Annotated in this window: 11 protein-coding genes; 10 read left to right on the top strand and 1 reads right to left on the bottom strand. The window is 39.7% G+C overall.

The window, feature by feature from the left end; translation table 11 throughout:
• The 10 genes from RCH62_RS07800 to ftsH form a co-directional block, all read left to right on the top strand.
• A partial coding sequence (locus RCH62_RS07800; RefSeq protein WP_306474967.1) for a redox-regulated ATPase YchF occupies positions 1 to 804 on the top strand: 804 nt, incomplete at its 5' end.
• Between the two features lie 70 nt (positions 805 to 874).
• Positions 875 to 1444, top strand: a complete 570-nt coding sequence (gene pth, locus RCH62_RS07795) for an aminoacyl-tRNA hydrolase (RefSeq protein ID WP_306474966.1) — start codon at positions 875 to 877, stop codon at positions 1442 to 1444.
• Complete coding sequence (gene mfd / locus RCH62_RS07790; RefSeq protein ID WP_306474968.1) at positions 1437 to 4949, top strand: transcription-repair coupling factor; 3513 nt, start codon at positions 1437 to 1439, stop codon at positions 4947 to 4949. Before pth ends, mfd begins: the two co-directional genes overlap by 8 nt.
• 63 nt (positions 4950 to 5012) lie before the next feature.
• The gene (locus tag RCH62_RS07785) at positions 5013 to 5279 is read left to right on the top strand and encodes an RNA-binding S4 domain-containing protein (RefSeq protein WP_023024830.1); all 267 of its coding nucleotides are present in this window, start codon (positions 5013 to 5015) and stop codon (positions 5277 to 5279) included.
• Entirely contained in the window at positions 5272 to 5640 is a 369-nt protein-coding gene (locus RCH62_RS07780) for a septum formation initiator family protein (RefSeq protein WP_023024832.1), read from the top strand. Before RCH62_RS07785 ends, RCH62_RS07780 begins: the two co-directional genes overlap by 8 nt.
• Complete coding sequence (locus tag RCH62_RS07775; RefSeq protein ID WP_260469288.1) at positions 5640 to 5768, top strand: SP_0009 family protein; 129 nt, start codon at positions 5640 to 5642, stop codon at positions 5766 to 5768. The genes RCH62_RS07780 and RCH62_RS07775 overlap by 1 nt, the downstream gene beginning before the upstream one ends.
• On the top strand, positions 5761 to 7044 hold the full coding sequence (locus tag RCH62_RS07770) for a serine hydrolase (RefSeq protein WP_195610879.1): 1284 nt from the start codon (positions 5761 to 5763) through the stop codon (positions 7042 to 7044). The genes RCH62_RS07775 and RCH62_RS07770 overlap by 8 nt, the downstream gene beginning before the upstream one ends.
• Positions 7044 to 8318, top strand: coding sequence for a tRNA lysidine(34) synthetase TilS (gene tilS, locus RCH62_RS07765; RefSeq protein ID WP_129822616.1), 1275 nt, complete (start codon positions 7044 to 7046; stop codon positions 8316 to 8318). The genes RCH62_RS07770 and tilS overlap by 1 nt, the downstream gene beginning before the upstream one ends.
• A gap of 5 nt (positions 8319 to 8323) precedes the next feature.
• Complete coding sequence (gene hpt, locus RCH62_RS07760; protein WP_048789293.1) at positions 8324 to 8866, top strand: hypoxanthine phosphoribosyltransferase; 543 nt, start codon at positions 8324 to 8326, stop codon at positions 8864 to 8866.
• Between the two features lie 10 nt (positions 8867 to 8876).
• Positions 8877 to 10850, top strand: a complete 1974-nt coding sequence (gene ftsH / locus RCH62_RS07755; RefSeq protein ID WP_306474965.1) for an ATP-dependent zinc metalloprotease FtsH — start codon at positions 8877 to 8879, stop codon at positions 10848 to 10850.
• Between the two features lie 197 nt (positions 10851 to 11047).
• Here the strand turns inward: ftsH and RCH62_RS07750 are convergent.
• Positions 11048 to 11288 (bottom strand): hypothetical protein (locus RCH62_RS07750; protein ID WP_306474964.1); only part of this gene is annotated, 241 nt, incomplete at its 5' end.

Genomic DNA, 11288 nt, shown 5'->3' with positions numbered 1-11288 from the left:
CGTGCTTTTGATGATGAAAATGTCATGCGGGAGCAAGGTCGTGAAGATGCTTTTGTTGATCCACTAGCAGACATTGATACTATTAACCTAGAGTTGATTTTGGCTGACCTAGAATCTGTGAATAAACGCTATGCGCGTGTGGAAAAGATGGCCCGTACGCAAAAGGACAAGGATTCCGTTGCAGAATTTAATGTCCTCCAAAAGATTAAGCCAGTTCTGGAAGACGGGAAGTCAGCTCGTACCATCGAATTCACAGACGAAGAACAAAAAGTTGTCAAAGGTCTCTTCCTCTTGACCACTAAACCCGTTCTTTATGTAGCGAATGTGGATGAGGATGTTGTTGGAGACCCAGACTCTATTGATTATGTGAAACAAATTCGTGAATTCGCAGAAACAGAAAATGCAGAGGTAGTGGTGATTTCTGCGCGTGCTGAAGAAGAAATTTCTGAATTAGACGATGAAGATAAAAAAGAGTTTCTTGAAGCCATTGGTTTGACAGAGTCAGGTGTGGATAAGTTGACTCGTGCAGCTTACCATTTACTTGGACTTGGAACTTACTTCACAGCTGGTGAAAAAGAAGTTCGCGCTTGGACTTTCAAACGTGGTATGAAAGCTCCTCAAGCAGCTGGAATTATCCACTCAGACTTTGAAAAAGGATTTATCCGTGCTGTAACCATGTCTTATGATGATTTGGTCAAATATGGATCTGAAAAGGCTGTAAAAGAAGCAGGACGCTTGCGAGAAGAAGGAAAAGAATATGTCGTTCAAGATGGCGACATCATGGAATTCCGCTTCAATGTATAAAGAGAATAAGTAAATAACCAAAAGGTTGGAAAAAAATTCCAGCCCTTTTGGCTTTTGAAAGGGAAAGTAAATGACAAAATTAATCGTCGGATTGGGAAATCCGGGAGATAAATATGTGGAAACCAAACACAATGTTGGCTTTATGTTAGTGGATCAGCTGGCGAAGTCTCTCAACCTCACTTTTTTACATGATAAGATTTTTCAAGCAGATGTGACCTCCACCTTTATAGATGGAGAAAAGGTATTTTTAGTCAAACCAACCACTTTTATGAATGAGAGTGGTAAGGCCGTACACGCGCTTTTGACCTATTATGGTTTAGAGGTGGAAGATTTGGTCGTTATTTATGACGACTTGGATATGGAAGTCGGCAAGATTCGTCTTCGTGCCAAAGGATCAGCTGGAGGCCACAACGGAATCAAATCAATTATCAACCATATTGGAACTCAGACCTTTAATCGCATCAAGATTGGAATCGGAAGACCCAAGCATGGCATGTCAGTAGTCCACCATGTCTTAGGGAAATTCGATCAGGATGATTATGCTACCATCCTCCTTGCTATCGACAAGTCAGAAGAAGCCCTTCGTTTTTATTTAAAAGAAGGGCAGTTTGAAAAAACAATGCAACAATACAATGGATAAATATAAGACACTGGTTGATCTATTTCAACAAAATAAAAATATCAGAAAATGGCAACAAGACCAACAAAAAAGAAGTCGCTCTCTTCTACTAGGACTGTCTTCGTCTACAAAAGCTATTACCATGGCGACAGCTGTCGAAGACGGACACAAGATCTTGGTCTTGACCTCTTCCCAAAATGAAGTAGAACGGCTCGCCAGTGATTTATTGGGATTATTAGGCGAAGAAAAGGTCTATCTTTTCCTCGGAGATGACAATCCTTTGGCAGAGTTTGTCTTTGCTTCCCAGGAACGAGTCTTTTCTCGTCTGGAAGCTCTGGACTTTCTTTTAGCTCCAGAAAAAGAAGGAATCGTCATTGCCAATGTAAGTGGTAGTCGTTTGCTCTTACCTAATCCAAAGACTGTCAGCTCTATGATTCAGTCTTTCTCTGTTGGGGAAGAACGAAATCTGACAGAATTGAAATATACCCTACTGGCTATGGGCTATCAAAAGGTTTCACAGGTAAGCCAACAGGGAGAGTTTAGTCTTCGAGGGGATATTGTAGATCTTTTTGAAGCCAGTCAAGATTTCCCTTATCGCCTGGAATTTTTTGGAGATGAGATTGATGGCATTCGGACTTTTTCTCCAGAGACTCAACGTTCACTAGAAAATCTAGATGCGGTAATAGTTCATCCAGTTAGTGATATGTTACTAACTAAAGATGATTTTCTAAGAGGACAGAAGAATCTAGAAAATCTGATTCAAAAAAGTCCTCATCCAGAGTTCAAATCCTATTTGACTGAGATACTCACAGAAGCGCATCACCAGCGTCTCCATGCAGATAGTCGAAAATTTCTCTCTCTTTTTTATCAGCAAACCTACACCCTTTTTGACTATCTCCCTAAACATGCTCCTCTTTTTTTGGATGATTACCATAAAATCATGGATCAGGAGGCGCGGTTTGATGTAGAAGTTGCTAACCTTTTGACAGAGGACCTACAAAAGAGTCGCTCTTTCGCTGAAGCCCAGTATTTTGCGGACAATAGCGCACTCTTACACACTTATAAACCAGCTTCTTATTTTTCAAATTTTCAAAAAGGCTTGGGAAATCTGCGATTTGATGCCCTCTATTCTTTTAACCAATACCCCATGCAGGAATTCTTCAGTCAGTTTTCTCTTTTAAAAGATGAAATTGACCGTTTCCGTAAACAAGACTACACAGTCATTCTTCAGGTGACAAGTAAACAAGGACTCCACCAGTTACAAGAGCACTTGAGAGACTACGGGATCCAACTGGATTATCTTGCACCCGATCAGCTTCATCCAGGACAGAGCCAGTTGATTATTGGTGGGTTGGCGCGTGGTTTCCACTTTGTGGATGAGAAGATTGTCCTGATTACAGAGACAGAAATCTTCCAGAAAAAGGTTAAACGAAAGATTCGTCGGCAAACTATTTCTAACGCGGAGCGGTTAAAAAACTACAATGAGTTGGAAAAGGGAGACTACGTTGTTCACCAGGTTCATGGAATTGGTCAGTATTTAGGACTAGAAACCATCGAAATTTCTGGTGTCCACCGAGACTATGTCTCCATCCAATATCAAAATGGAGACCGGATTTCTATCCCTGTGGATCAAATCCAGATGCTGTCCAAGTATGTTGCGAGTGATGGCAAACCTCCTAAAATCAACAAACTCAATGATGGTCGCTTCCAAAAGGCCAAACAAAAGGTCCGTCAGGAAGTAGAGGATATTGCAGATGATCTGATTCAACTCTATGCAGAGCGAAGCCAATTGAAAGGCTTTGCCTTTACTCCAGACGATGAGAACCAAGAAGCTTTTGATCAGGCTTTTCCCTATGTTGAAACAGATGATCAGATTCGCTCGATCCAAGAAATCAAGAAGGATATGGAATCTTCAAGCCCTATGGATCGCCTCTTGGTCGGAGACGTGGGCTTTGGGAAGACAGAAGTTGCTATGCGAGCGGCCTTTAAAGCTGTCAAAGACCATAAACAAGTGGCTGTCTTAGTTCCGACAACGGTCCTAGCTCAACAGCACTATGCTAATTTCAAAGAACGTTTCGAGGCCTTTCCAGTAGAAGTTGATGTCTTGAGTCGTTTCCGGAGTCGTGCTGAGCAAAAAGAAACCTTGGAAAAACTAAAAAAAGGCCAGGTCGATATTTTGATTGGAACCCACCGTCTCTTATCTAAGGATGTGGAATTTGCGGATCTCGGTCTTATCGTGATTGATGAGGAGCAACGGTTCGGTGTCAAACACAAGGAAACTCTCAAGGAGTTAAAGAAAAAGGTCGATGTTTTAACCTTAACGGCAACGCCCATTCCTCGGACCCTTCACATGTCTATGTTGGGGATTCGGGATTTGTCTGTTATTGAAACCCCACCGACCAATCGTTATCCCGTTCAAACTTATGTCCTAGAAACCAATCCAACCATTATCCGAGATGCTATTCGTCGGGAGATGGATCGGGGAGGTCAGGTTTATTATCTCTACAACAAGGTAGATACCATTGAGCAAAAAGTTTCAGAGTTACAAGAATTGGTACCGGAAGCCTCTATTGGGTTTGTCCATGGACAGATGAGTGAGGTGCGGTTGGAAAACACCTTGATGGATTTCATTGAAGGTGAGTATGATATTTTAGTCACAACCACCATTATTGAAACAGGGGTGGATATCCCAAATGCCAATACCCTCTTTATTGAAAATGCCGACCATATGGGCTTGTCTACCCTTTACCAATTGCGAGGACGGGTTGGACGAAGCAATCGCATTGCTTATGCTTATTTGATGTACCGGCCGGACAAAACCTTGACAGAAGTTTCTGAAAAGCGTCTTGAAGCTATTAAAGGATTCACTGAATTAGGATCTGGTTTTAAGATTGCTATGCGAGATTTGTCTATTCGAGGTGCCGGAAATATTTTAGGGGCTTCTCAATCTGGTTTTATCGATTCAGTCGGATTTGAAATGTATTCACAGTTACTCGAAGCTGCTATTGAGAAGAAACAAGGAAAAGAGAAAAAACGCCAAAAAGGAAATGCAGAGCTCAATCTCCAAATTGATGCCTACATTCCAAGTGATTATATCTCCGATGAACGTCAAAAAATTGAAATTTACAAACGTATTCGAGAAATACAAGTTCAAGAAGATTATGAGCTTTTGCAAGACGAATTGATTGATCGATTCGGAGAATACCCTGATGTGGTAGCCTATCTCCTAGAAATAGGGTTTATCAAATCTTATCTGGACCAGGTCTTTGTTAAAGTGGTTGATCGAAAAGACAATCAACTAACGGTGAAATTTGAGCCAATTACCAAGCAACTTTTTTTGACTCAAGATTATTTTGCTGCCTTATCAGCAACTAATTTAAAAGCTCGTATTGCAGAAAGCCAAGGATTGATTGAATTAATCTTTGATGTGCGAAATAAAAAAGACTTCGAAATTTTAGAAGGCTTGCGACAATTTGGGGAAAAATTACTGGCCATCAAGCAGGAAAAAATGGAAAAACAAGACTAGAAAGAAAGATTTTACTAGGCTCTTTCTAAAAAAATGGTACAATAATACATTAGAGGTGATACGATGAGATTAGATAAATATTTAAAAGTTTCCCGCATTATCAAAAGACGTCCTGTAGCTAAAGAAGTAGCCGATAAGGGGCGCATCAAAGTCAATGGGGTCCTAGCGAAAAGTTCAACCGACTTGAAGGTAAATGACGAAGTCGAAGTTCGCTTTGGAAATAAGCTATTGACAGTAAAAGTGTTGGAAATGTTAGATAGCACCAAAAAAGAAGATGCGTCTAAAATGTATGAAATCATTCGTGAAACAAGGATAGAAGAAGATGCCTAAAAATATTGTACAAATGAATAATCGGTATATTCAAGACGAACATCAGCGTCAGAAATACCAGAATGAGGAGCGAAAAAAACAGAACCGTTTTATGGGTTGGGTTCTCATTTTAATTATTTTATTGTTTATTCTCCCAACTTATAATCTGGCTCAGAGTTACCAGACGCTTCAAAAACGCAAACAACAATACGTTCAATTGCAAGAACAATATCAGCAAACCCTTGAGGAAAAAGAATATCAAAAGGATATCGTAGAGAAGTTGAAGGATGACGAATACGCTGCAAAATATGCACGCGCAAAATATTCCTTCTCTAAAGATGGCGAATATATTTATACGATACCTAATTTATTACCGAAATAATGGAAAATATTGTAAAAACCGTTCAACAATTTCTAGAATATTCTGATACAAAATTAGAAGAGTTAGCTAAAAAAAATCAAGCCTTAAAATTGCAAGAAGAAACTCAGGAAAGGAGCAAGGATGAATAAGTTAGTTTATTGGATGATTTTTCCTACTTTCTTAGTCACCCAACCCTTATCTGATTCATCCCAAGTCCAAGTTCCACTGACTGCTGATTCTTCATACACTAGTCAAATAGGGACTCAGGATCATTTCTTTGTCTCCATCCCATCCAATCCGAATGTTTATCAGCCAATCGTGACCTATTCGGATCCAGAATTGCGTCAAAAAGCTGGGGAAATCAAACCTGATACTCCCTTTACTGTTGATCAATTGTTTGTGAATGACCAAGGGAAATCTGTTTTTAAATTATCGAATAAACAGTATGTAGTAGCTGATCAAGATCAAATTTACGAAGATTCGATTTTGGAATTAACAGAAGAAAAAAAGACCATGTGGCTGACATCCTCTTTTACAGTTTATGATCAACCCTTGGTAAATGGCGCAAAAAGCAAAAAAACAAGTCTGACTCCCTATAGTAAGGTTGAAATCACCAAGACTGCCAAAACTTTAAAAGGGACCTATCTAGAAATTTCTGGCCAGGGGTGGATTGCAAAAGATGAACTTTCTGCTACAGATAATCGGATGGAGAAAGTCCAAGAGATTCTCAATCAGAAGTACAACAAAGACGGAATTGCAGTTTACGTGAAGCAGGTGGATACTGGAAAGACTGCTGGGATACATGAAGATCAGGAAATGTATTCTGCTAGTATAGCCAAGCTCTTGTATTTGTACTATACTCAAAAAGAGATAAACGAAAACCATGTAGATTTGCAGACTCCTTTAAAATATACAAAAGAAGTCAATGATTATCCAGGAGCTTATGAACCGGAAGGCAGTGGAAGTATTTCAAAAACACCGGATGATAAGGAATATACCGTCGCTGATTTGATTAATCGGGTGGCAAAAGAATCTGATAATGTTGCGCAAAACATTTTAGGCTATTATGTAACGCATCAATCAGACAAAGAATTTCAAAAGGTGACCAATAAGATTGCAGGAAAAACGTGGAATGTAGAAACTAGAATGGCATCTCCAAAAATGGCAGGAAATGTCATGGAAGCTATCTACCAACAAAATGGTGGAATCATTGATGCTCTGTCAGAGACTCGCTTTGATGATCAACGAATTTCAAAAGATATCCCAGTCAAGGTCGCTCACAAGATTGGAGATGCCTATGATTTCCGTCATGATGTCGCCATTGTTTATACAGAATCACCATTTATTTTAGCTATTTTTACGGATCACTCTGATTACGAGACTATCTCAGCAATTGCCAAAGATATTTATGAGGTCTTACAGTAATGAAAGATAAATTTCTTCAGTTCTGTCTAAAGGAGGGGCTTTTTGAATCTCATCAAAAAGTCCTTTTGGCTTTATCAGGAGGGGTGGACTCCATGACCTTACTGGATTGGCTCTACCATTATCGGCACCAATTAGGAATCGACCTCGTACTTGCTCATGTCAATCATCACCAACGCATTGAAGCTGACCAAGAAGAAAGAGGAATTCGAGCAATAGCTGAAGCAAAACATCTACCGCTGAAGGTTGCCCATTTCTCTGGTCCTTTTTCTGAAAGCCAAGCTAGACAATTCCGCTATGATTTCTTTGAAAAAGTTATGAAAGAAGAAGCTTGTAGCGCTCTCGTCACCGCTCATCATATGGATGATCAGGCAGAAACGATTTTAATGCGTCTGATTCGTGGGAGTCGTCCACGGCATTTAAAAGGTATTCCTTTAAAACAACCATTTGGACAGGGTGTGTTGATCCGTCCCCTCTTATATTTCAAAAAAAAGGATTTTCCAGAAATTTTTCATTATGAGGATAAGAGCAACCGCTCCTTGGACTATTTCCGTAATCGTATCCGCCATCGTTATCTCCCACTGTTAGAAAAAGAAAATCCTCAAGTGACGAGTGCTTTGGTCAACTTAGGAGAGGATCTCAGTCATTGGCACCAGGCTTTAAAAGAGTTGACCAAAGATTTGAATCCACAAGATGTGACACAGTTTCAAAAGCAATCACCAGCTGTTCAGATTTATTTGCTGGAAGAGTATCTAGCTAGTTTTCCAGACTTGCAATTGAGTCGGGCACAATTTGAACAATTACATAGAATAGTAGTGACCAAGTCCAATACGCAACAAGTTCTAAAGAATGGTTATGAACTTTACAAAGACTATCACTATTTTGAAATTCGGAAAATCAGTCGTAGGACGGATGACCGAATGTCAGAAGTTTTGTTACAATTTGGAACCATAAAGACAGTAGGTGCTTATCGCTTTTTATTTGGAGTGGAACCAAGCGATTCATATATGGAGGCAATCCCACTTCCAAACAACCACCCAGTTTTTATTCGCCCCCGTAAAAGGGGAGATCGTATTCTGATGAACGGTCACCATAGAAAAATTAGCAGATTGTTGATTAACCAAAAAATCCCTTTAAATCAACGAAACAATCTGGTGGTTTTAGAACAAGATAAACAAATACTGGCTATTCCTGAAATTGCGATCAGTGATTTGAGTAAGGAATTAAAAAATGGTATAATGAAGCATACAATTTATATCCAGAAAATAGATAGGTAAAAAAGATGTTAGAACAAGATATCAAAAAGATACTCATTTCCCACGATGAAATCGTGACTGCAGCACGTGAACTTGGTAAAAAACTGACAGAAGATTACCAAGGGAAAAATCCGATTTTAGTAGGGATTTTAAAAGGGTCAGTCCCATTTATGGCGGAATTGATCAAACATATTGATACGCATATTGAGTTGGATTTTATGCTAGTGTCTAGTTATCATGGTGGAACATCAAGCTCAGGCGTGATTAATATCATCAAAGATATAGACCAAGACATTAAGGACCGAGATATTCTCTTTGTTGAAGATATCATTGATACTGGTAAAACTCTTAAGAGTTTGAAAGAATTGTTTGAAGGACGTCAACCAGCATCTGTTAAAATTGCTACCTTGTTGGATAAACCTGAAGGACGCTTGGTTGAGATTGAAGCAGATTACACTTGCTTTACCATTCCAAACGAGTTTGTTGTGGGATATGGTTTAGACTACGATGAAAACTATCGAAACCTTCCTTATATCGGAGTGTTGAAAGAAGAAGTGTATTCAAAATAGAGGAAACTAGATGAAAAATAACAAAAACAATGGTTTTGTCCGAAATCCTTTTCTGTACTTATTGATTATTGTAGCTGCTGTTACAGGTTTTCAGTATTTCTTTGCTGGAAATAGTATCGGACAAAGTCAGCAGATCAATTATACAGAATTGGTAAAAGAGCTTAAATCAGACAATGTCAAGGAAATTAACTACCAGCCAAACGGTAGTGTCATTGAAATTTCCGGTACTTATAACAAAGCAAAAACCAGCAAGGATGATACAGGGGTTCAATTTTTCACTCCAAGTCCAAGTAAGGTAACTCGCTTCACGAGTGTGATTTTACCGTCTGATTTGACTGTTCAAGAATTACAAAACTTAGCATCCGAACATAAGGCTGACATCACTATTAAACGGGAAAGCTCAAGTGGAATGTGGATTACCATTCTGACTTCAATCGTTCCCTTTGTGATTGTCATGTTCTTCTTCTTCTCTATGATGAATCAAGGTGGTGGCGGTGGCGCCCGCGGTGCTATGAATTTCGGCCGTAATAAAGCGCGTGCTACCAATAAAGAAGATATCAAGGTTCGTTTTTCAGATGTAGCAGGGGCTGAAGAAGAAAAACAAGAACTCGTTGAAGTGGTTGAATTCTTAAAAGATCCAAAACGCTTTACAAAATTGGGTGCCCGTATCCCAGCAGGTGTTCTTCTTGAAGGCCCTCCGGGAACTGGTAAAACCCTTCTAGCAAAAGCAGTAGCAGGTGAAGCTGGCGTACCATTCTTCAGTATTTCAGGTTCTGACTTCGTTGAAATGTTTGTCGGTGTCGGTGCAAGCCGGGTTCGTTCTCTATTTGAAGATGCCAAAAAAGCAGCACCAGCCATTATCTTTATCGATGAGATCGATGCTGTTGGACGTCAACGGGGAGTTGGCCTTGGTGGGGGAAATGATGAACGGGAACAAACCCTCAACCAGCTCTTGATTGAGATGGATGGTTTTGAAGGAAACGAAGGCATCATCGTGATTGCAGCCACCAACCGTTCAGATGTTTTGGACCCAGCCCTCCTTCGTCCAGGTCGTTTTGACCGGAAGGTTTTAGTTGGCCGTCCAGATGTAAAAGGACGTGAAGCTATCTTACGTGTCCATGCTAAAAACAAACCATTAGCCAAAGATGTCGACTTGAAACTAGTTGCCCAACAAACACCGGGATTTGTTGGAGCGGATCTTGAAAATGTCTTAAACGAAGCAGCTCTGGTAGCGGCTCGTCGCAATAAGAAGGTTATTGATGCATCTGATATTGATGAAGCAGAAGACCGTGTGATTGCTGGTCCATCTAAGAAAGACAGAACAGTTTCTCAAAAGGAACGCGAATTGGTTGCTTACCATGAGGCAGGGCATACCATTGTTGGTTTAGTCTTATCTAATGCTCGTGTTGTTCACAAGGTGACCATCGTTCCACGTGGACGTGCTGGTGGTTATATGATTGCTCTTCCAAAAGAAGACCAAATGCTTCTTTCTAAAGAAGATATGAAAGAACAATTGGCTGGATTGATGGGAGGACGTGTTGCAGAAGAAATTATCTTCAACGTCCAAACCACAGGGGCTTCCAATGACTTTGAACAAGCGACCCAAATGGCGCGTGCTATGGTAACGGAATATGGAATGAGTGAAAAACTTGGTCCAGTTCAATACGAAGGCAACCATGCTATGTTTGGAGCTCAAACGACTCAAAAATTCATTTCAGAGCAAACAGCATATGAAATTGATGAAGAAGTAAGAAGTCTTTTGAATGAAGCTCGCAATAAAGCGGCTGAAATCATCCAGAGCAATCGTGAGACCCACAAGTTGATTGCAGAAGCCTTGTTAAAATACGAAACCTTGGACAGTGTTCAAATTAAGTCATTGTATGAAACAGGTAAAATGCCAGAAGATACTGATTTAGAATTAGAAAAAGAATTTAAACCATTATCTTATGAAGAAATTAAATCTAAAATGGAAGAAAATAAGTAATAAACTCTATAGTCTTCTATAGTATTTAGAAGGAGCCGAAAATTTCGGCTCCTCAGATTGAAGATAAAGTCTTCTAAAAACTTTCCTTAGGTGAGATCGGACGTCAGCGAACTTCTAAGAAGTTCCATGACTAATTATTGAGCCTAAGGTCTCAATAATTCCGAGTGCCTGAAACTATTACGTTTCAGGCACTTTTCTCATGGCGGAAAAGTTTCTAATCTTCCTAAATGATTAAAAATAAAAGTAATTTTTTGAAAAGCATCTTGCTTTTTTATGTAAAACAATAGTTTGTCTACATTCAAGGGAGCCGAAAATTTCGGCTCTTTTTTTTCAAAAAAGTGTTGACAGATGAAAAAGAACTGATATAATAGAATACGTTGTAAAAATGGTCCGTTGGTCAAGGGGTTAAGACACCGCCTTTTCACGGCGGTAACACGG

The sequence above is a fragment of the Streptococcus sp. genome, assembly GCF_030825805.1.
Taxonomy (GTDB): Bacteria; Bacillota; Bacilli; order Lactobacillales; family Streptococcaceae; genus Streptococcus.
Note: the sequence above shows the minus strand (reverse complement) of the source record. Positions and strands in the feature narration are given on the sequence as shown.

Bases quoted from the DNA above. Each gene is read 5' to 3' on its own strand.
- tilS (WP_129822616.1), top strand. From the start codon at position 7,044: ATGAAAGATAAATTTCTTCAGTTCTGTCTAAAGGAGGGGCTTTTTGAA.
- RCH62_RS07785 (WP_023024830.1), top strand. From the start codon at position 5,013: ATGAGATTAGATAAATATTTAAAAGTTTCCCGCATTATCAAAAGACGT.
- mfd (WP_306474968.1), top strand. From the start codon at position 1,437: ATGGATAAATATAAGACACTGGTTGATCTATTTCAACAAAATAAAAAT.
- ftsH (WP_306474965.1), top strand. From the start codon at position 8,877: ATGAAAAATAACAAAAACAATGGTTTTGTCCGAAATCCTTTTCTGTAC.
- RCH62_RS07775 (WP_260469288.1), top strand. From the start codon at position 5,640: ATGGAAAATATTGTAAAAACCGTTCAACAATTTCTAGAATATTCTGAT.
- RCH62_RS07780 (WP_023024832.1), top strand. From the start codon at position 5,272: ATGCCTAAAAATATTGTACAAATGAATAATCGGTATATTCAAGACGAA.
- RCH62_RS07770 (WP_195610879.1), top strand. From the start codon at position 5,761: ATGAATAAGTTAGTTTATTGGATGATTTTTCCTACTTTCTTAGTCACC.
- pth (WP_306474966.1), top strand. From the start codon at position 875: ATGACAAAATTAATCGTCGGATTGGGAAATCCGGGAGATAAATATGTG.
- hpt (WP_048789293.1), top strand. From the start codon at position 8,324: ATGTTAGAACAAGATATCAAAAAGATACTCATTTCCCACGATGAAATC.